Source organism: Boudabousia liubingyangii (genome assembly GCF_001907245.1).
Classification (GTDB): Bacteria; Actinomycetota; Actinomycetes; order Actinomycetales; family Actinomycetaceae; genus Boudabousia; species Boudabousia liubingyangii.
Window position 1 is genome coordinate 244,481 of record NZ_MQSU01000001.1, and the last position, 20,074, is coordinate 264,554.

At 57.7% G+C, this 20,074-nt stretch carries 14 protein-coding genes; 8 read left to right on the forward strand and 6 right to left on the reverse strand.

What is annotated here, in order from left to right; all coding sequences use genetic code 11:
* Positions 1-80: 80 nt before the first annotated feature.
* Positions 81-2,795, reverse strand: coding sequence for an FtsX-like permease family protein (locus tag BSR28_RS01165; RefSeq protein WP_158020313.1), 2,715 nt, complete (start codon positions 2,793-2,795; stop codon positions 81-83).
* 84 nt (positions 2,796-2,879) lie between these two features.
* Here BSR28_RS01165 and BSR28_RS08900 point away from each other — a divergent pair, with 84 nt between their 5' ends.
* Positions 2,880-3,194 (forward strand): hypothetical protein, encoded by a 315-nt coding sequence (locus BSR28_RS08900; RefSeq protein WP_125899161.1) that lies wholly within the window; start codon positions 2,880-2,882, stop codon positions 3,192-3,194.
* A 70-nt stretch (positions 3,195-3,264) separates the two neighbouring features.
* On the opposite strand, the gene BSR28_RS01170 is transcribed toward BSR28_RS08900, so the two are convergent.
* Entirely contained in the window at positions 3,265-5,106 is a 1,842-nt protein-coding gene (locus BSR28_RS01170; protein WP_073708515.1) for a phosphoenolpyruvate carboxykinase (GTP), read from the reverse strand.
* Between the two features lie 236 nt (positions 5,107-5,342).
* On the opposite strand from BSR28_RS01170, the gene BSR28_RS01175 reads away from it, so the two are divergent.
* Positions 5,343-6,062: a lysoplasmalogenase gene (locus BSR28_RS01175; RefSeq protein ID WP_073713087.1), complete on the forward strand. Its 720-nt coding sequence runs from the start codon at positions 5,343-5,345 to the stop codon at positions 6,060-6,062.
* A 61-nt stretch (positions 6,063-6,123) separates the two neighbouring features.
* Entirely contained in the window at positions 6,124-7,272 is a 1,149-nt protein-coding gene (locus tag BSR28_RS08800) for an RNase H family protein (protein WP_083562837.1), read from the forward strand.
* On the opposite strand, the gene BSR28_RS01185 is transcribed toward BSR28_RS08800, so the two are convergent.
* Positions 7,269-9,296, reverse strand: a complete 2,028-nt coding sequence (locus BSR28_RS01185; RefSeq protein WP_073713088.1) for a cupredoxin domain-containing protein — start codon at positions 9,294-9,296, stop codon at positions 7,269-7,271. The two genes, BSR28_RS08800 and BSR28_RS01185, sit on opposite strands and share 4 nt — an antisense overlap.
* A complete protein-coding gene (locus BSR28_RS01190; RefSeq protein WP_083562839.1) occupies positions 9,289-10,533 on the reverse strand; it encodes a hypothetical protein in 1,245 nt (414 codons plus the stop codon). The genes BSR28_RS01185 and BSR28_RS01190 overlap by 8 nt, the downstream gene beginning before the upstream one ends.
* A 229-nt stretch (positions 10,534-10,762) precedes the next feature.
* Between BSR28_RS01190 and BSR28_RS01195 the strand changes: the two genes are divergently transcribed.
* Positions 10,763-12,028 (forward strand): glycosyltransferase, encoded by a 1,266-nt coding sequence (locus tag BSR28_RS01195; protein WP_073713089.1) that lies wholly within the window; start codon positions 10,763-10,765, stop codon positions 12,026-12,028.
* 71 nt (positions 12,029-12,099) lie between these two features.
* Here BSR28_RS01195 and BSR28_RS01200 read toward each other — a convergent pair whose 3' ends face one another.
* The gene (locus tag BSR28_RS01200; RefSeq protein ID WP_083562841.1) at positions 12,100-14,124 is read right to left on the reverse strand and encodes an AMP-dependent synthetase/ligase; all 2,025 of its coding nucleotides are present in this window, start codon (positions 14,122-14,124) and stop codon (positions 12,100-12,102) included.
* Positions 14,125-14,211: 87 nt separating this feature from the next.
* On the opposite strand from BSR28_RS01200, the gene BSR28_RS01205 reads away from it, so the two are divergent.
* Positions 14,212-15,081, forward strand: coding sequence for a DUF1295 domain-containing protein (locus tag BSR28_RS01205; protein ID WP_198928898.1), 870 nt, complete (start codon positions 14,212-14,214; stop codon positions 15,079-15,081).
* Positions 15,082-15,263: 182 nt separating this feature from the next.
* Positions 15,264-15,998 carry an Ltp family lipoprotein gene (locus BSR28_RS01210; protein WP_073713091.1) on the forward strand — a complete coding sequence of 245 codons (735 nt, stop codon included), beginning with the start codon at positions 15,264-15,266 and terminating at the stop codon, positions 15,996-15,998.
* 130 nt (positions 15,999-16,128) lie between these two features.
* Here BSR28_RS01210 and BSR28_RS01215 read toward each other — a convergent pair whose 3' ends face one another.
* Complete coding sequence (locus tag BSR28_RS01215) at positions 16,129-17,412, reverse strand: adenylosuccinate synthase (RefSeq protein ID WP_073708508.1); 1,284 nt, start codon at positions 17,410-17,412, stop codon at positions 16,129-16,131.
* A 159-nt stretch (positions 17,413-17,571) separates the two neighbouring features.
* Here BSR28_RS01215 and BSR28_RS01220 point away from each other — a divergent pair, with 159 nt between their 5' ends.
* The gene (locus tag BSR28_RS01220; RefSeq protein ID WP_143237529.1) at positions 17,572-19,170 is read left to right on the forward strand and encodes a hypothetical protein; all 1,599 of its coding nucleotides are present in this window, start codon (positions 17,572-17,574) and stop codon (positions 19,168-19,170) included.
* Positions 19,171-19,291: 121 nt separating this feature from the next.
* The gene (locus tag BSR28_RS01225; protein ID WP_073713093.1) at positions 19,292-19,957 is read left to right on the forward strand and encodes an LppM family (lipo)protein; all 666 of its coding nucleotides are present in this window, start codon (positions 19,292-19,294) and stop codon (positions 19,955-19,957) included.
* Positions 19,958-20,074: the final 117 nt, after the last annotated feature.

The window sequence follows — 20,074 nt, forward strand, 5'->3', positions numbered from 1 at the left end:
TCTGCGGGCCGCTAGCCTTGCTTGCTTGACAGGCCACAATAGCTGTAATACTCGGAGCCTGCCGGCCGACCTAACGCTTTTTAGCGTTCCTGCAGGTGGTGAATCTGCTGGCGGGGGCTTTTTACTAGCAGGCTGCCGGCAATACTGGCGGCACTTACGGCCAGCACTGACCACAGGGTTTGGGTTAGAACCGGACCACTAATATACCCCTGTAGTAGGTACGCCAGGCTTAACGAGGTAGCGCCACCCAGTATTCCACCCCAAAAACTGGCCGTCACACTGGCTGCTAGGCGGGCTTTCAGAACCATCATTCGGCTCCAACCCACGGTAGCTAAAATACCGTACACGGAACGGTCCTCTAGGTTATTCAACCAGGTCATGGTGCCCACGCTTATAGCCGCCAGTAGGACCATGAACACTACGGCCACCCGGTCACTATGACGTACCTGTAGTTCCACCATTTGCCCTAGGTAGTTGCCGATCAACGTGCCGTTAAAGTCCGCCCCCAGCCAGAGGATCACCGCCAAGGCGGACACGGCTAGGCTAATATTGACCACTGAGATCAGGGCCCGCCCGGGGCGCAGGTAAAACCTTCCCACCCCTACCCGGTAGGGGCTTTGCCGAAGTTTAAGATCCGACTGGGCGTACCCTGAGCCTGACCCTTGTTTAAGACCCGACACGTCCTGCCCCTGACTGTTCTGACTACGGCGGGCCCGGGGAGCAGTGAATCGGCGGGTGGTTTGCATTGTGGGGGTACTGTTGGCTCCTAAGTTGGGGCGGGTGGCCTGGCGTGAGGCTACCCAGCCGGCCAACAGCGTTAAAGCCAGGGTGAGGGGTAAGGCTAGGATGGGCAGGTAGGGGTTTAGGTTTAGTTTCAGTACTTTGGCCAGCGGGTAGGTTAGGATCGCCCCTAGGGCGCCGGCCAGTAGGCCTTGTAGGGCCCACTTTTTCAGCAGGTGTCTACGAATTTGCCCGGCTCGCCAGCCTATCAGGCTGAGGGTTCTGAGGGTCACATATTGGGCCCGTACTTGGCTTACTGCGACCATCACGGTGGTTAGTAAGGCGACGGTCAAGATCAGGGCCGCCAGGAGGATTGATTTTTGGTCATGGGCCTGTTTGATAGCTAGCACTACCCCTTTTTGCGCCCAGATTTCTTCTAGGTTTAAGGCCGGGACCCCCAGGTCACTGGCGGGCAAGTGTACTAGTTGGTTCGTTTTGGCGGATCCGACGGTAATGTCAGTACGCAGTCCAGTTTTTTGTTCGATTTGTTTAGCGATCAGCCGCAATTGTTCTAGGGTTTTTTCGTTAACCCCGCCGGTAATACTGGTTTTTACGCGCACGGAACTGATCGGGGCGGCTTTCAGAGCACTGTCTTCTGGCAGGTACTGGAGGGTGGCCTGCAGGTCGGTGATCACACTGACTGGGGGTAGTTGGTAGCCTATCGGGTTCAGGTCTGGGTAAAGGAAGTCAGAGTTTAGGGCCTGCCTGGTTGTTTGGTCTGCAGCCTTAATTTGGGGCTGTTGGTATAGCCCTAGGGGGACCTCAGCTTGACTGTTTTTGCTCAGGCGGGTGGGGTCAAAAATTCCGGCTATTTTTATTCGTGGGGCTTCATCTGGTTCGCTGGGGTTGCTTAGTTTTAGCCAGCCGTTGGGTACGGGCCGGAAGCCACTGTCATCTGCCAGGCTGCTGAACGCATAAGCACTACCTAGGGTGTGAAATACTTGCGAGTTTGCGGGGACTTTTCGGGCTTGTAGGGTGTTACCTGACTGCTGGTATTTTACGGGGCCGGGTTGGAAAATACTGGTAGCGTTCAGATAGGGGGCACCATTTTGGGGACGGTTTTTTCTTTCCAGTTCTTGTGTCCACGTGTCATTGGCTGGGACTTGCAGGTTGAGGGTTTTAATGCTTTTACTTTGGGGTAGCTGGCCTATTAGGTCTGGGGTGGCTCCCTGTGCCTGCCAGGCTTGGGCCAGTTGGGGGTCTAGGATTTCTGTGGTGATCTGGTATTGGAAATCTATGGGCCCCTGGGTTTTTACCACCAGCCCGGCTAGTTCTGTATCCGCCTGCCCTACTGTTAGGTACTGCCCGTCGGTTACGGCATTGTCTAGGTGGTAGAGTTGCGCTTCTGCTTCAGGGTCCACCGCGATCCAGTTACCCAGCAGGGGCAGGCCTTGGAGGAATAGTTTGGTTTTTCCGGCGGGTAGATTCAGGTCATGTGAGGGCGCGTGTTCGTGCCCCATGGCAAAGACGTAACTGTCATTTTCTTTGAAGTTAGTTTCAGCATCGGGGACGTGTTGGTATTTGCTGAAGCTTCCGGTTTGTGTGGGGTCAGGTAGGGGGTTAGGGGTGAAGAATTGGTACAGGGGCTGGTCTAGGGTGTTTTTAAAGGGCCGGTTTCGGGTTCGTTCTTTGACAGTGGAGCGCAGCATTTGGGGTTGGCTGGCGTCAATTTCGGGGCTGATGTCTTTTTCGTAGACGCTGTGTTGGACTAGGGTCCCTAGGTTCATGACGGGCGCGGCGATTTGAATGCCGGGGATGCTTTTTATGTCTTTTAGGTTTTGTAGGGTGATGCCACCGTAGGTTTCACTTTGAAATAGGGGGCGAACCAGGTTTTGGGTTTTTTCTAGGGGGTTTAGTGCGCTTTGGGGGCGGATCAGCAGGTCGTAGGTGCCGCGCCAGTTTTCGTTTAGAGTCCGGTTTACTTCTAGGGTTTCAGTTTGGGTATTACTGATCAGGATGATGAAAGTGGGGATCGCTATCACGAATGAAACCAATAGACTTAATGACCGTTTCAAGAAACTTCTCATATTGTAAGTTACCACACTTCAATATATCACAGAATCGTCATAACAAAACCAAAGAAAGGTAAAATCGAGCCCATGAAACGACTATTATTTACATCGCTAGCGACTATAGCTCTAGCGTTTTCAGCTATCCCAAGTGCAAACGCAACCACAGTTACTCCAACTCCTTCACATCTAAATAGATACGGTTGGGTTGTAGCTGCAAAAGGAATTTCGGTTCAAGAATGTGCTGCGATGCTTATAACAAACCGGAAATCCATTGATGGTTACTATATCAAAGCACACAAATGCGGCATGTACCATAATTCATATTCTTATATGGTACTTATGCTCGACCAGCCAAATGACCTAGAATATGACATTCCCCCAGCTCCTAAAACAACTAAGTGATCGTAACATTTAGGCCCCCGTGTTCAAAAGCACGGGGGCCTAAATATTTTAGTTAGCGTGAGCGGTTATCTCAGGCCTTCTTGGCTTCTGCGATGCGTTCACGTAGCTTGGCTAGCTGTTCTAGGATCGGAGCAGGAACCTTGTCGCCGAACTTCTTGAAGTATTCTTCAGTTTCGTCAGCTTCAGCTTCCCAAGCTTCGGGATCTAGGGTGTACAGCTTGTCCCAGGTTTCGCGATCGAAGTTGTCTAGGCCTTCGATGTTGAAGTCTTCGAACTTGGGGTATAGACCGGTTAGGCCAGGAACAGCCTCAACTTCACCGGCAGCGCGGCGAACGATCCAGTCTAGGACACGGCTGTTGTCGCCGTAGCCCGGCCATAGCCAGTTGCCTTCGTCGTCCTTGCGGAACCAGTTGACCTGGTATACCTTCGGGAACTTGTCGCCTAGCTTTTCCTGCATGTCTAGCCAGTGGCCCCAGTAGTCGGCCATGTTGTAGCCACAGAAGGGCAGCATAGCGAAGGGGTCGTGGCGTAGGGAGCCGGCCTTAACGTCGGTGGCAGCTGCGGTAACTTCGGAAGCCACGGAGGCGCCGATGAAGACACCGTGTGCGGGTTCGTACTGTTCTGCAACTAGCGGGACGTTGGTGGCGCGACGGCCGCCGAATAGGATGGCGTCGATGGCAACACCCTGAGGAGCTTCCCAGTCTTCACAAATGATCGGGCACTGAGCGGCCGGGGTGGTGAAGCGGGAGTTCGGGTGAGCAGCCTTTTCGTCGGACTCGGGGGTCCAGTCGTTGCCCTTCCAGTCGATTAGGTGAGTGGGGGCCGGGATGTCGCAGCCTTCCCACCAGACGTCGCCATCATCGGTTAGAGCAACGTTGGTGAAGATGGAGTTGCGATCCATGGTGTCCATTGCCATGGGGTTGGTTTCGTGGCTGGTGCCGGGGGCAACGCCGAAGAAGCCAGCTTCCGGGTTGATGGCGTATAGACGGCCATCGGGGCCGGGGCGCATCCAAGCAATGTCGTCACCAACGGTTTCGACCTTGTAGCCGGGGATGGTGGGCTGCAGCATGGCCAGGTTGGTCTTACCACAAGCGGACGGGAAGGCAGCGGTAACGTGGTACTGCTTGCCGGTCTCTTCGCTGGTTAGACGTAGGATGAGCATGTGCTCAGCCATCCAGCCGTCACGCTTTGCCATTGTCGAAGCAATACGTAGGGCGTAGCACTTCTTGCCTAGTAGGGCGTTGCCGCCGTAACCGGAACCGTAGGACCAGATTTCGTTGGTCTCCGGGAAGTGAGTGATGTACTTTTCTTCGTTGCAAGGCCAGGTGGTATCTTCCTGCCCCGGTTCTAGCGGAGCGCCAACGGAGTGAACGGCGGGAACCCATTCAGCACCCTCGGAGATGAGGCGCATAGCTTCAGCACCCATGCGGGTCATGATGCGCATGTTGCAAACAACGTAGGGGGAGTCGGATAGTTCGATACCTAGCTGGGAGATCGGACCACCTAGAGGACCCATGGAGAAGGGAATGACGTACATGGTACGGCCCTTCATAGCACCATCGAACTTTTCGTTCAGGATCTTCTTCATTTCGGCCGGGTCGTACCAGTTGTTGGTCGGGCCAGCATCTTCTTCCTTTTCGGAGCAGATGAAGGTACGGGATTCCACGCGGGCTACGTCAGAGGGTAGCGAGCGAGCCAAGAAGGAGTTCGGGCGCTTTTCCGGGTTCAAGCGGGTGAACATGCCGGATTCGACCATTTCAGAGGTCAAGCGGTCCCATTCTTCGTCAGAACCATCGGCAAAGTACACAGCTTCCGGCTTGGCTAGTTCAGCCACGCGGGTCACAAACTCGATAACTTCCTCAGTTGCGGTTTCCGGAGCTGCGTCGCGGATTTCCTGAGCAGTAACAGTCATTCTAAATAGCCTCCTAAGGGCAACTCGAGATCCATGCCTAGTGCATGGGCTACCCCTCTATTGTGCCAGTGTTGGCGACAGGTTTCGCACTGCTAAAGTCCCACATTCCCCCCAAACGCTAAGCGGCTGGCGAACACGTGCTAAATTCGTTCTATTAGACGTAGCGCACAAGCGGTTTTCCTTCATCGTCGAAAGAAAACTGAGAGCTGCAACACATTACCTCTAGGAGCTTAAAAATGTTAAACGCGCCCATCGCAATTACGTTCCTTTCAGGAGCCGCATTTGTGATTCTGGCAATCGTAAATGTCGGAGCAAACCTCTGGGGTTGGCTGCGACCGGCGCGCTTCACAAAACCATTGCTCATGCCACTATTGGCCGTGCTGGTGACCGTCCTGATCCTTTTGGGTAATCACCAGGGCGATATTGACGCCTCAATCTGGCTGGTCTACGCCGGACTATTTTTCGGGTGGATCGGCGATATTGCGCTCATGTACGAGTCCGCTCGCTCCTTCTATCTAGGATTGGGCGCCTTCCTAGTCGGTCACCTGTTCTATTTCGCTCTGGCGGTCCGCTGGGTGATCCTGGCGGGTGGGGCCCCTCCCCTAGCTTGGGCCTTCACGCTGGTCGTGGCGGCCATTTACACGATCTTCGCGGTTTCCTTTATGCGCGTGTATCACCGTCGCGACTCCCTACTGGCCACGAAACCGGTACTGGTTTACGCGTACTCGTCCGTAATTATGTTGATGAGTGCCGCGATGCTCCTAGCCCACCTAGCCCAGCCGAATTTCGGGACCGAGGCAGCCATGTGGGGCGCGGCCCTATTCCTGATTTCGGATACGACCTTGTCAAAGCAGATGTTCTTTGAGCATTCCTCACTACGTCAGGGAATGTTGATGTGCACCTATGTGTCCGGCCAAGCCATGATCGCCTTGGGTACCGTGTTCGCCGGGCTCTAATCATCCACAGGTAAGCGAGCGTTTCAGGGTTTAGCCCGCCTGATGCGTTAGGCTTTTAGACATGACGATTATTGCTGCAGCAGACGGTTCCGCCCTTTCCAATCCCGGCCCGGCCGGCTGGGCCTGGGTGATTGACGATAACTGTTGGGCCGCCGGTGGTTGGCCCCAGGGCACCAACAATATTGGTGAGCTCACCGCGGTTTTGGAGCTATTGCGTGCCACCAAGTCCGCCGGCAAAGCCGATGAGCCCCTGCATATCCTGTGCGATTCGCAGTACGTCATTAACTCCCTGACCAAGTGGCGTTTTGGGTGGAAGAAAAAGGGCTGGAAGAAAGCTGATGGCAAGCCCGTCCTGAACGTAGAAATCATGAAGGCCCTGGATGAGGAACTTCAGGGTCGCCAGGTCACTTTTGAGTGGGTTAAGGGCCATGCCGGTCATGACCTTAACGAGGCCGCTGACGACCGGGCGCGTGCCGCCGCCACCGCCTACCAGCAGGGTACTACCCCGAATAAGGGTCCCGGCTTCCCCGGGGATCAGCGCTCCTCTCAGGGCGCTGCCATGGAAGATCAGGGCGCTGCCGCTGTAAAAGAACAGGCTACTGAGGCAGAAGCGGCACCCACCGCGGTACCCGAAAATGCGGCGGTAGTCGCGGGAACTGGGACCGTAGTAGCGGGAACTGGGGACGCGCCCTCGGCAGGAAAAGCCGAAGAACCCAAGGAATGCGAAATTTGCCAGCGCATCAAAGCCAACCAGCAGGGCACCAATCCGTACCTGGTCGCGGAAACGAAGAGCGGCTGGGTTGTCATCGCCGACCACCAGTACGTCCGCGGGACCACCATGTTCCTGTCGAAGACGCACGCTCGGGAACTGTGGGAACTGCCCGCCGCCCAACAGCAGGCTTACTTGGCTGAAATGGTGCAGGTCGCGAAGGCTGTGGGACTGGCTTTTGGGGCCGAAAAGATGAACTACGAACTGCTTGGCAATGGGCTCACGCACCTGCACTGGCACCTGTTCCCCAGGCGGGCCGGGGATACTCCGCGGCCCGGACCGGTCTGGTGGGTGGACCCGGAAGAGTTCTACAGTGACCAGGTCAAAGCCAGCGGGGCCAGCCTGCAGGAGCTGCGCGAGAAGCTAGCGCAGGGGCTGCTGGACGTGGGTCTGCGGCATAATCCGGCCGCCGATTTGGCGCAGCCAGAAACGCTGCTCTAGTTGGTTTTGATATGGAAGACCATGCCCATTTGGCGGTGACCAGTCACTGAGCACCAGCCCTCCACCGGGCCCTCAATCACGCCCGCATCCAGTTCCTGGATTTGATTGGGCTTAAGCAGATCCGTGTGCTTGCCATTTTCAAGGTGCAGATCATGTTCAATGCGGGCCGTATTATGCAGTTTCAACACCAGGTGCGTACCCTTCGGGACGGTCACTTGGGCGGGCTCAAAAGACATGCCCTTGACGGTAATGTCCACGACCTTCGCATTCGGGTCAGCCACTCCCCCATTTTCGGCACCTTCCGCAGTGCCAGACTGGCCTGCCGCCTGACCTGCCGACGGTCCCGAGGTCGCAGCCGGCTTCGGCAGGTAGCCATCTGCCGGACCGGAACGGAAAGCCGGATCGACCAGCACCCAGGCCACAATCAACAATCCCAACAGGACCATTCCCGCCCCGAAATAGGTGCGCTTCACGTTCGTCGCAGCAGCCGCGGCCGCATTCGGATCCACCTTTACCGAGGGTGCAAAACGGCCACTTACGTTAGGCGCATCCAACTTAGAGGGGACCTGGGCGGCCTCATTTGCCGGCTCGGACAACAGCCCAATCAGCACCAGGGCTAGCGACCAGAAGACCACCAGTACCAAAGCCCCCAAAACCAGCCAGGTAAGGAGCTGTCCGGGAGCCAAGCCCGCGCCCTCGTCAGAAGCAGACGAAAGGGTGGCAGGCAAGAACCAGAACAGGACCAGCAACAGGTTCAACAGGATTACGCGCAGCAGGCCATGCTGCCCAATCCAAGCGTTCGAATAGCGGGCGGCAGCCGGGCCACCACCACGCATCACGGGCAGCAGGTAAGCCAGGGAACCGGCAATCACCTGAGCGATGCCGAACAGGAACCAAATAATCCCACCGGAAAGGGCCGAACGGACATGAGTGCCGCTGGCATGACCCGCCAAAAGGACGCCGGCCAGGCGGACCGCCCAAATAGACAGGGCCACAGTCAGCCAGATTAGGCCCGCAAACATCAGGTAGGCGGGGAACTCGTCAAGGGGTTTTTGGACCGCCGCCCACACTAGCGGCAGCAGGATTCCCAGGATGAAAAAGATCAGGTAGGCAACCAGGGCCCACAGGCTCAGGCGTAGGGCCCAAGCGGTCCAGTAGCTGGCCACCGCCCCCGCGGCTGACAGCACCATAGTCAGAACCAGTAGTGGCAGCATGCGGGTCGCCAAGGGTCGGGCCTGCGGGACCATCTTGGTGCGCATGACCGTGGGACCAAAAGTCACCAGGGTCGTCGCTAGGGTGATGCCCACAAAGCCCAGTAGGTTCAAGAAAACATGGGACAGGACCAGGGTATTACCCAGCGCTCCCAGGTCGGTGCCCTTGGCTAGGCGCCAGGCGGGCCAGGCCGCCAAAGACACTGCCACGATCAGGGACGCGAAGGCCCACACGTAATAGCGGGCCAGGAAAGTCAGCGGGCCCGCGAAGACCACCTTGGAGGCGCGCAGTAGCACCAGCGCATGCCAAGTCCACACGCCCAACAGGATCACCACACCCGTCAGGGCCACGTGCGGATTCCCCAACAGCATGCCGATTACGGTGATGATCGCACCGGTTTGGTGCCCGGCCAGGCGCCAGGCTTGCCCCCGGTTCGGGATCTTCCCGCCGCGAGCCAGCGCCTGGGTGAAGTGTGCCGACCAGGTCAAAATATTCGTCCCGATCACCCCAAGGGTGAATAGGTGCACGGCCGTCCACCAGCCGGTCGGCAACTGCGCGAGGGCCTGAGCGTGCGAGAGTTGCGTCCACACCTGGTACATGAAAATCAGCAGTAGCCAGGTGAAAGTGGCCCAGCGGTTAATGAGCTGCGGGGCGCTGTTGGCTCGAGAGTTTTGGGGACGGGAGTTTTGCGGGCTACGTACCTTTGACGAGGACGCCGGGCCCGTTGACGAGGACGCCAAGTCACTCCCCTTGTTTAGGTGGCTGCCCGGGTGGTTGCGGTTTTCAGAGGACGGAAGTTGTAACTCAGGCATTTTGTTCCTTTTGAATATTCGCTACCAACCATGGCTGCACTACCGCTGTCACCAAGACCGTTACCACCAGGCCGAGAACCGTGACCACGTTCAGGCTGGCCGCCCACTGCCACAGGTTCGCAAACTGCCACACCAAGCCCACGCCCAGACGCAACCACAGGCTGGCATGCAGGGCCCCCAGCAGCACCCACCAGAAGGGTCGCCACGGCAGCGGGCGTCCAGTCAGGGCCGGGAAAATCACCGGGGCGTGCGCCAAAATCATCGAAAAAGCAAAGCCCAGGGTGACTGCGTGAATGGCCGCCTCATAGGCCGGGCCAGAGGTCAACTCCCCCGCGACCGCCCAGATCACCGCGGCCACCGCCAGCCAGAAATACCCGGCCAACATGGCCACCGCCATGAACCTAGTCTGCCCCTCACGACGCCAAGTCTTACGGGCCACGTCCGAAGACCAAACCACCACGGTCAAGGCCAAAAGCAGGTAGCCCCAGAGGACCGAACCCAGGTTCGGGGCCACAAAAGCCAACAGAGAGGCAACGAAAGCTAGGGTACTAAGAGCCAGCACGGCGTCCTCGGCCCGGGAAGAAAAGTGCAGGCGTGCCAACTCTAGGCGCTCAGAAATAATCGTAAAAATCGGGAAGCCCAAAAGCGGCAACAAGAGTTGGCTGATGCCCAGGCCCGCGAACCAGCCGATTGCGCAGATCACCAAGTCGAAGGCGCCCAGAGCGGCAATCAGGAAGGCACGCTGTGGAACTCGGCGGTAAAAACGCACGTACGCGGCCGCCAAAATCAGGCCCGCCAGTAGGATGCCCACACCAATCAGATGCTGCACCACCAGCAGGGCCACATGTCCCCCGCCGGGCGCGTGAGCAACCCCGGTGGCGTGCAGGAGCGGCTGGATCATCCAGCCCAGCGCCGCCAAAGCCGTACCGGTTGGGGCCAGATATGCCCACCAGACGCCCGCGGCGACGGCCCGCTCCAGGGTGATGGCCGCGCCCAGGAAACCAATGATCATCAGCCAGCCATGGTTCGCACCCAAACCCACGCTGTTGACCGGGGCAGCCGCACCAATGCGCACCAGGGCCGCATCTAGGCCCGCTAGGACACTCAGGGCCAGCAGGAAGAAGAGCGGGGCCCGCCAGGCCTTAAAGGAAGGTGCCTTATTGGGGGTCTTCCGGGTAGCCGGGATGGAAGGGTCTGAGGCTCCGCCACGGGGAGCTTCGGTCACTGTTTTAGCCACCGGTCTGCGACCTCCTTGCGGGTACGTGTTGCGGGATAAAAAGCTAGGTGAAATGCCGGACAAAAAGTCCAGCGAGAAGCCGGGTGGAACTGGGCCGTCCCGGACGAAACTTATGTTCACCTAACAAAGGCTCAATTCTACGTTCCGTTCCGGCCCGCAGGGAAGAGTCTGTGAGGTATCTCCGCGCGTTGCTAGACAGAAAACGAACGCCACCGGTAAGTTTAGGATTGTGAGCACGGAACCACAGAAAAAACTAAAGGTCGCGCAATTCTGCGATAACTACGGCCCGGGCAGTAACGGCCTCATGTACGCCGTACAGCAGCTAGAAGGCAACCTGTTAGATGCCGGGCATGAGGTCATCGTCGTGGCCCCGGCGGCCACCGGCCCCAACCCGCACTATGGGCGGCCCGGACGGACCGAGATTCGACTACCCTCCATTCTGGTGGCGCACATGCCCACCAAGGTGGCGACCAGTCGGCGCTTCCGCAAGACTCTGAAGCAGCTTGAGCAGATGCAACCCGATGTCCTGCACGTTCACGGCCTGGGTCCCGTTGGGCTACTGGGGATTTGGGCGGCCAAGCGCCTACAGATCCCCACCATTCTGACCTGGCACACGGACTTTGAGGCCTACGCGGATCACTACCGGAAAGTACTGCCGTACCTGATCCCCCTTGTGCACGCCTTTATTGCCTATAACGGGGGCGAACTGCTCACCCGGGAGGACCTGAAGCAGGCGCGCGCGGACTTCGCCAACTATCCCCGGAATGTGGCGACGCTCTTGGGCGTGTGCCGAAAAATGTTGGAGACCGCGGACGTGGTGACTTCGCCCTCGCCAAAGACTGCTTCGCGTTGCCAGCTGATCTGCCCCGGCCTGGACGTACAGGTTATCCCCAATGGCGTTAATCCCCTACCAGGCACGGCCGAGGTTGACCGCGGCCCAATCGGGAAAGCTCCCAAATTGCTTTACGCCGGCCGCATTGCCCCCGAAAAGGGTATTGACCGGCTACTCGATGCCTTCGAGCTGGTCCGCCTCAGCTACCCGCAGGCGCACCTGACTGTCGTGGGCGATTGGGCCCCCTACCCGAAGATCGCTAAACGCCTGGAGGCCGCGCGCGATGCGGGCTATGTGAGTATCCCGGGTGAGTTCCCACGGGAAGAGTTGGGTCAGTTCTATGCGTCCGCGGACCTGTTTGTCTTCCCGTCCCTGACTGATACGCAGGCCCTAGTTTTACACGAAGCCGCGCTGGCTGGGCTCCCGATAGTGTCGGTTGACCCAGAGTTACAGTTGGTGATTAAGCCCGGTTCGAACGGGATGGTCACGCAGCCGGCCCCGGAGGCTTTTGCGGCTGGGATTATGCAGCTCTTGCAGAACCTGAAGTCGCGTCGTTTTGCGAAGAAGGCCGCGAAGACTTCACGGAAGTTGGCGGGTAAGTGGAGTATTGAGAGTCAGGCGCAGGCCATGTTGGACCTGTATCAGGACTTGGCCGCCCGCTAGCTAGTTGCGCACTAACTAGCTGGCCGCCAGCAGGCTTTCCTTTATCAGCCTACCCGTCAGCGAGCTGCACGCTAACTACCTGCGGGCCGGGCGTAGAGTTTTTCAATCACGTCCGCGGCGGCCTGCAAGATGGCTTTGCGCTTGTATTTGAGCGTGGGAGTCATCAGTTTTCCGCCCGGTCGAGCCTTACCCACTAGCACCGTGAAACGTTTGATCTGCTCACTACGGGCCACCTGAGTATTCCACGCCTCCACTACGGATTGTAGCTGCGCATGCAGGGTCTGGGAGGTAACTTCTACCAGGGATTCGGGCGGGCAGTCGGGTAGTTTTTCGCCCTGGTTTTCTGCCCATTTCTGGGCTTCTGCCTGATCTAGGATGAGCAGCGCCGACAGGTAGGATTGCCCGTCGCCCACAATGATTGCCTGGTCGACCAACGGGTCTTCTTCTAGCGCGGCAGTCGCCCGGGCGGTGGCCACGGTTTTTCCCGAGGACGTGGTGACGACTTCCTTTAGGCGACCAGTAATCCACAGGCGCCCGTCCTCATCTAGGTAGCCGCAGTCGCCGGTGCCAAACCAGCCGTCGTGGAAGTTGCCTTCATTGTCGGCCGGTTCTAGGTAGCCTTCGCAGACGCCTTTACCGCGGGCTAGGATTTCTTCATTTTCACCTATTTTTAGTTCGGTTCCGGGGATGGGTAGGCCCACACTGCCGGGGGTGATATCTCCCGGGCGGTTACCGGTTAGGGGTGCGGTGGTTTCGGTCAGACCATAGCCTTCAATCACGGGGATCCCTAGGCCGGTAAATAGTTGGCACAGGGTTCCGGGCAGGGGTGCCCCACCGGAAAGTAGGTAGTCGATTTGCCCGCCCATGAGGTCTTTGATGCGCTTGAAGAACAGGCGGGACCACAGGGCGTATTCGGCTCGCTGCAGCAGCTTACCCGGCTGGCCAGGTTTCGTGGTCTTCGCCGAGTTTGTGGTCTTCGCTTGCTCAGCCGGCTGGCCTTGCTTGCCCGGCTGGCCTTGCTTTCCATACTGGCCCGCAAACTGCGCCAAGGCACTCTTTTCGGCCCGCTGCCACGCCCAGCCCAGGTGCTTACTGTCAGCCATTTTGGCGACCTGCGCGCGGATCTTCTCTAGGATCCGCGGGACCACCACTAGGAAGGTGGGGCGTACTTCGGTCAGGCTGGGGATGACTTCCTTGGGGTTGGAGAGGTGCGCGATGGCCATGCCGTTGGCGACGCAGGCCAACTGTAGGCCGCGTGCTAGGACGTGAGCTAGGGGCAGGAAGATGACGGTTCGGCCACCCTCGCGCACGACCTCGGTGTAGGCGGCGGCCACGTTATACACCTGGCTGAGCAGGTTCTCATGGCGGATTACCGCGCCCTTGGCCGCGCCGGTCGTGCCGGAGGTGTAGACGATAGTAGCCGGGTCACTGGCCTTTACCTGCTGTTGGCGTTCAGCCACTAGGCCATGGTTCGGGGCGCCGCTTAGCAGGTCGGTAAAGGACTCATAGTTCGGGGCCGAGGGCGCTTCGTCGCCACTTTCGGTCACCGTCACCTTGTTACTGGGTTTGGTGGGCTCATTTTCGGGCCAGAAGCACCAGACTTTCACGCCCGCCTGGGTCAGTTTTTCAGCGTGCTCTAGGTCCCCGGCGAAGCCCAGCTGGATCTGGTTTTGTTCCACAATGTGTTGGACCTGGGAGGCCGAGGAGGTCTCATAGACGGGGACGACTACCGCGCCGACGGCCCAGAGGGCGAAGTCCACGATCGCCCATTCGTAACTGGTGGGGGCCATGACCGCGACTTTTTGGCCTACTTGTACCCCAGCTTCAGCTAGGTGAGTGCCAACCGTGACAACCTGCTGGTAGAACTCTGCGGTTGTGATTTTGCTCCATTTTGATGATTCTGCGCCTTCACTGGCGGCCAGATGCTTCACTTCCGATTTCGCGCCTGCCCCTGACTCTGGGGTGCGGTAGCGTTCGGGGTTTTTGACTAGAAATGCTGCGGTTTTCGGGTGGTTTTCATAGCGTCGGGACAGCAGCGTAAAGACGGTTTCGTCAGGCTGGACGTTAACAAGCGGTGGAATATGAGTGTGATTCATAGCTACAACAGTCCCTTAGCGTCTGCGGTTTTTGGCCGATAATCTCAATAATATCGGCTTAAAAACGTGAACTTGAGGAATTTGACTGTGAAAAAGCTTCTACCTTTAATCGTCGCCCTGATTGGTTTGGGCCTAGCCTACGCCCCGGTTTCCCAGGTGGTCAGCCTGTGGGGTATGCCCGCTACCTTCTGGGTGGCCCTAGGGGTTTTCCTGATCCAGTGGATTGCTTTCGCCTTCGCCTACAAGTTCCAAACTGAAAAGTTCTACGACCTGACCGGCTCCCTGACCTACATTTCTTTAACCATCATCTTGGCGGCCTGCTGCGCCTCTGGCTCCCTGATCGCCTGGATTTTGGCGGCCTGTGTCCTGATTTGGGCCCTGCGACTGGGCACTTTCTTGACCATCCGCATTTCCAAGAGCGGTGGGGATTCCCGCTTCGAAGACATTAAGCCGAACTTCTGGCGCTTCCTGACCGCCTGGACCCTGCAGGGACTGTGGATTTCCCTGACCGCTTTGGGCGCCTGGATTGGCATTTCCTTGACCACCCAGGCGGGCATGAGCTGGCTATCTTGGGTTGGCCTGGCTATCTGGACTGCTGGTTTTATTTTCGAGGCGGTGGCCGACCAGCAAAAATACAACTTCAAGCAGGACCCGGCGAACCGTGGCAAGTTCATTCAGCACGGCCTATGGAGCATCTCCCGCCACCCCAACTACCTGGGTGAAATCACCCTTTGGATTGGCGTACTGCTGATTGTGGCCCCGGCTTTGAACGGGGGCGCTTGGGTGGCAGTCCTATCCCCCATCTTCGTGACCCTGCTGCTGACCAAGATCTCTGGCCTGCCGATGCTAGAGAAGAAGGGCCTGGAACGCTGGGGGGAAGACCCCGAATACCAGAAATACCTAGCAGAAACGGGCGTGCTGATCCCCGGCATAGGTAAGGGAAAGCCCACCGTTTAAACCGCACAAAAATGGGCGGGGGAAGCTACGCTTAGCACCGCTTCCCTTTCGTCCTAAATTATGAATGCCAAGCTTATATGAGCGACCCAAATCACACGAGCTTGGCATTTTCTTTGGAATTCCAATGATTTCTTCGCTACCCTTGAAGGGTACCTATCCTCCACCCAGCAATGAGGCTGAATATGAAAAAACTAAACCGAATCATCCCGCTAGTCGCAGCTAGCGCCCTGATGCTGACCGCCTGCAGCTCCACTACTACCTCGGAAGAAAAGAAACCCGAAACGAAACCTGCCGCCACGGCCTCGGCCCCCGCTACCCAAACCCCGGAAGGTGCCAAGGATATTGTCGACGGTGAAGAAGTAGACCTAGCAACCAATACCCGCGCACAGGACCCGGACAAATTCCCGGCCGCCCCCACGCCCCCTCGTTATGTAGACGAGCACCCCGCCCCGAAGGAAGTCCCACCGCACGGGGAAGAACTGGTCATGCTAGCCAAGAAAATGCAGGAAAAGAACCCCGAATCCAAGGAAGGCCTGTACAACATTCTTAAGCAGTCCGGCGTTGCAGACTACACCGACGAAGACATCCTGTGGGCCGTCAATAACCTTGGTGTGGACTGGAATGAGGTCGCCTGCGATGCGGCAATCGCCTACCAGAAGCTGATGCCGCACTCACAGCGTGAACTATTCGAAATCCTCTACAGCCAGCCGGCATCCTTCACTGTCGATGAGGCCCGCTATGCGGTAAAGAACGCCAAGATCGACTGGAATCAGGTGGCACTTGAATGGGCAAAGCACATCAAGAAAGATAAGCCTGAGATGAGCGATGAGGAACTTTACAACTACCTCGTCCAGGTAGGCGGACCCGAATACAGCCCCGAGCAGGCTAAGTGGGCCGTTGAGCACCTAAACCAGTGAGCACATAGCCAAAAATAGTGGTGGCCATGAGGGATTATTCCTTCATGGCCACCACTATTTATTTAAAGCTAGAAAGCTAAGACCGCCGGTTGGCGCCCAGTTAAGGACCCGGTCGGAGTCTGAGCGTTTCTCAGACTAGGGAGTGACGGACGATCGCCGCTTCACGACCCGGGCCGTTACCGATCACGGAGATGCGGCAGCCAGAGAGACGCTCTAGAGCCTCCACATAGTCGCGGGCATTCTGCGGTAGTTCTTCCCAACTCTGGGCCTTCGAAATGTCTTCGGTCCAGCCGGGGAAGTATTCGTAGATGGGCTTTGCGTGATGGAAGTCAGTCTGAGAGTCAGGCATTTCTTCGACGCGCTGTCCGTCCACGTCGTAGGCGACACAGACCGGCAACTGTTCGAAACCGGTAAGGACGTCCAGTTTGGTGAGGACGATATCGGTGAGGCCGTTTACGCGGCTGGAGTAGCGGGCTACGACGGCGTCGTACCAGCCGGTTCGACGAGGACGCCCGGTAGTGGTACCGAATTCGCCGCCGGCCTGGCGTAGTTGCTCGCCTACCTCGTCGAATAGTTCGGTCGGGTACGGGCCTTCGCCCACGCGCGTGGAGTAGGCCTTAGCCACGCCAATCACGCGGTCGATGCGGGTGGGGCCAATGCCGGAACCGGTGCAGGCGCCGCCCGCGGTCGCGGAAGAGGAGGTCACGAACGGGTAGGTGCCGTGATCGACGTCCAGCATGGTGGCCTGGCCAGCTTCGAAGAGGACCATCTTGCCCTCATCTAGGGCCTGGTTCAGCATGAGGGTGGTGTCTGCGACGTAGGGGCGCAGGCGCTCAGCGTATGCGAGAAGCTCGTCAGCGACCGTATCAGGGTCGATTTCGGGCATTTCGTACAGGGTTTTCAGCAGGTGGTTCTTCTGGTCTAGGGCGCCGCGCACCTTCTTGCGCAGGATGGACTCATCGAACAGGTCCTGGACGCGAATGCCAACGCGGTTCATCTTGTCGGCGTAGGTGGGGCCAATGCCGCGACCGGTGGTGCCGATCTTACGGTCGCCTAGGAACTTTTCGGTAGCCCCGTCAAGGACCTTATTGTATGAGGGGATCAGGTGAGCGTGGGAGGATACCTTCAGCTCGGAGGTGTCCACGCCGCGGGCTTCTAGCTCATCTAGTTCTTGGAAAAGTACCTCTAGGTCTACCACTACTCCGTTACCAATAACGGGGGTGACGCCAGGGGTCAGGATGCCAGAGGGTAGTAGGTGCAGGGCGAACTTTTCACCCTCGATAACTACCGTGTGTCCTGCATTGTTACCACCATTGAACTTGACCACGTAGTCAACGTCTGCACCTAGCTGGTCGGTGGCTTTACCTTTTCCTTCGTCGCCCCATTGGGTTCCAAGCACGATTACTGCTGGCATGCGGGGGCCCCTTTCCTTTTAAACATACGAAAACCCGCTGACGGTTGTAGCGGGTTACAACTCTCAATCTTAGCAGACCGCCCCTAAGAGATGGGTAAGATTACCCAAATCCCACATTTTTCAACACATGAACCATGTCAACCCGATATGCTGGGTTTCATGAAGCTAAACAAATTCTCAAAGAAACTTATTGCCGGAGGCGCGATTGCCGCCTCCGCGATGACCCTGAGCGCTTGTGAGGGCGGGATGGAAATGAGCGTCTTATCCGATAAGAGCGCCAATATCTCCGTAATCCTCACCCTCGATAAGACTGAAACCGACATACTAAAGCAAAGCGGAAAGCCAATTTCCTGTGAGGCACTATTCGCTGAAGCCAATGCGGGTTCTTCTCAAGACACTTTCAACCAGGTTGAGACCCTCAGCGACGATCCACTTTCCTGTAAGCTTACGTCCGACACGCTACCCATTGGCAGTGCCGATGACGTAATCTTCAATGATGAAGGTGTTATCTTGGACTTCACAAAGGGCAAGCCCATGGATTCTGCTCAGCTAAAACAAATGGAGCAGATCCCGAACTTCTACCTAAAAATCAACATGCCCACCAAGATTATTTCTGCTCCCGGTGCTGAGATTGACGGTAACAGCGCAACCTACCATGACGTTGCTAAGTTCTTTAAGAACCCGCCGCGAATCGTTGCCGAACCGCTGAACGGTTCCGGTTCTGTTGATTCCAATAAGGATGACAAAAACTCCAGCGACAACCAAGGATCTGACTCGAATAATGATTCAGACCAGGAAAAAGCCGGTTCGGATTCTGAACGCTCTGACTCTGACAAGTCAGATGACGCCAAGGAAAGCAACTCCGACGGCAAGAAGGACTCTGCTTCCAAATCTGACTCTGACTCTGATGAGGAAGGCATGGCCGGATGGCTCTTCTGGACCCTTATTGCCGGTGGTTCCGTCCTTGGTCTAGCCATCATCGGTGGCGGCATCTTCCTCCTCATGAAGAAGCGTAACTCCGGCAGTGACAGCACTGGCCCGCGCAATGGCGGCTACCCCGGCCCGAACGGTGGCGGCTACCCCGGTCCTGGCGGCGGCTACCCCGGTGGCCCAGGCAATGCCCGCCCCGGTAACGCAGCCTCCCCCTATGGCGCCCCGGCAGCTGGCCAGCAAGCTGGCGGATACCCGAACCAAAGTGGCCAAGCTCCTCAGGGTGCACAGGGTTACCCCGGCGCACAGGCCCCTCAAAACGCACAGGGTTACCCCAGCGCACAGGCTCCTCAGGGTGTTCAGGGCAGCCCCTATTCCGCAGCTGCACCGGTAGCTGCCGGAACTGCTGCCGCAGCCCCCTCGTCTGCTGCGTCTTCCCCCGTGGCCCCCTCAACTGGAACTAGCGCACCGGCACCCACCCCGGTACACCCCAGCGATGCCCCGGATACGGGCTACCAACGTGCGGTTTCCCCGCAGGCCAACGCCCAGGGTGCCACCTACCAGCATGGTGCACGCCCCCAGAACTCCCCCTTCCGGGAGACCAAGGAAGGCGGCTTCCAGCAGGGTGTCTACCCGCACGCTAACGCCCAAGGCGCCAGCTACCAGCCCGGTATTCTGCCCACCAGCGACCCGGTAAAGGCAGCAGAAGAACACGCCGCCCAGAAGGCACAGGCAGAATCCAACGCTCCGGCGGAAAACCCCCAAGCTGAAGCTCCTCAGTCTGGTAATGGCGAGTACCGTCCGGGACAAACCTACAACCCCAGCTAACCCGCTATTCAAAAGCGGCCTCTAGTTAGGCGCTAGGTTTTCAGACCAGTATTTGGCCCGTCCGGGGATTCCTCGGACGGGCCAAAACAATTTCTTCCCCATACCACGTAAGCTATTACCCATGAGACAGTCCAGAATCAAAACCATCATTGGGGCCCTACTACTGCTACCACTGCTTGGTGCCTGCCAATCTGACGCCCAGATACAGATCAACCCGGACCTGACTGCTTCCGGGACCATTCACCTGAACGTGCCCAAAACGGAAATCAACGCTGATGACGCTAGCTGCCAGGCACTAGCCCGGAATGTCAACCAAGTGCAGAAACAAAACCACCAGGATCCCCGGGATATACTGACCCTCTCGGTAGCTAAGGATGACTCCAACGCTGAAGCTCTGGACTGCACCCTGGAGTTCAAAAACTTCAACCCGAACGTGAATAAAACCGTCCTCTATCAAGAGGGCAACGCCTACACGCTACTCACCAAGGACCCGGCCGAGTTCGTTAGGTCCCTTGCGGTGGCACCCGAAAACGTCAAGATCACCCTGACCTTCCCCACCCAGATCACCGGCGCACAGGGCGGCAAAATTAACGGGAACACCATCACCTTCAACTCCCTAGACGAGCTCACCCAGGCCCCCGCGATTGTGGCCGGCGACCCCACCCCCACCACCTGGGAAACACTACGCCCCTGGGTATTAGGGGTAGGCGCACTAGTCCTGATTAGTCTGACCGCTTACGTCCTGTGGTGGAACAACCAGAGCCCAGAGAACAAAACGAAAAAATAAGCGCCCTTCCCACGTTAAAAACCGTCCTAAAAAGACGCGTGGAAAAGACGCCTGGAAAACCGTATAAAAATGCCTTAAAAGGCAAAAATTTTGCCGACCCACCAAAGATCCTTGGCG

Excerpts from the sequence above, each read along its gene's own strand:
- BSR28_RS08900 (WP_125899161.1), top strand. The coding sequence starts at position 2,880 with ATGAAACGACTATTATTTACATCGCTAGCGACTATAGCTCTAGCGTTT.
- BSR28_RS01170 (WP_073708515.1), bottom strand. The coding sequence starts at position 5,106 with ATGACTGTTACTGCTCAGGAAATCCGCGACGCAGCTCCGGAAACCGCA.
- BSR28_RS01175 (WP_073713087.1), top strand. The coding sequence starts at position 5,343 with ATGTTAAACGCGCCCATCGCAATTACGTTCCTTTCAGGAGCCGCATTT.
- BSR28_RS08800 (WP_083562837.1), top strand. The coding sequence starts at position 6,124 with ATGACGATTATTGCTGCAGCAGACGGTTCCGCCCTTTCCAATCCCGGC.
- BSR28_RS01185 (WP_073713088.1), bottom strand. The coding sequence starts at position 9,296 with ATGCCTGAGTTACAACTTCCGTCCTCTGAAAACCGCAACCACCCGGGC.
- BSR28_RS01200 (WP_083562841.1), bottom strand. The coding sequence starts at position 14,124 with ATGAATCACACTCATATTCCACCGCTTGTTAACGTCCAGCCTGACGAA.
- BSR28_RS01210 (WP_073713091.1), top strand. The coding sequence starts at position 15,264 with ATGAAAAAACTAAACCGAATCATCCCGCTAGTCGCAGCTAGCGCCCTG.
- BSR28_RS01215 (WP_073708508.1), bottom strand. The coding sequence starts at position 17,412 with ATGCCAGCAGTAATCGTGCTTGGAACCCAATGGGGCGACGAAGGAAAA.
- BSR28_RS01220 (WP_143237529.1), top strand. The coding sequence starts at position 17,572 with ATGAAGCTAAACAAATTCTCAAAGAAACTTATTGCCGGAGGCGCGATT.
- BSR28_RS01225 (WP_073713093.1), top strand. The coding sequence starts at position 19,292 with ATGAGACAGTCCAGAATCAAAACCATCATTGGGGCCCTACTACTGCTA.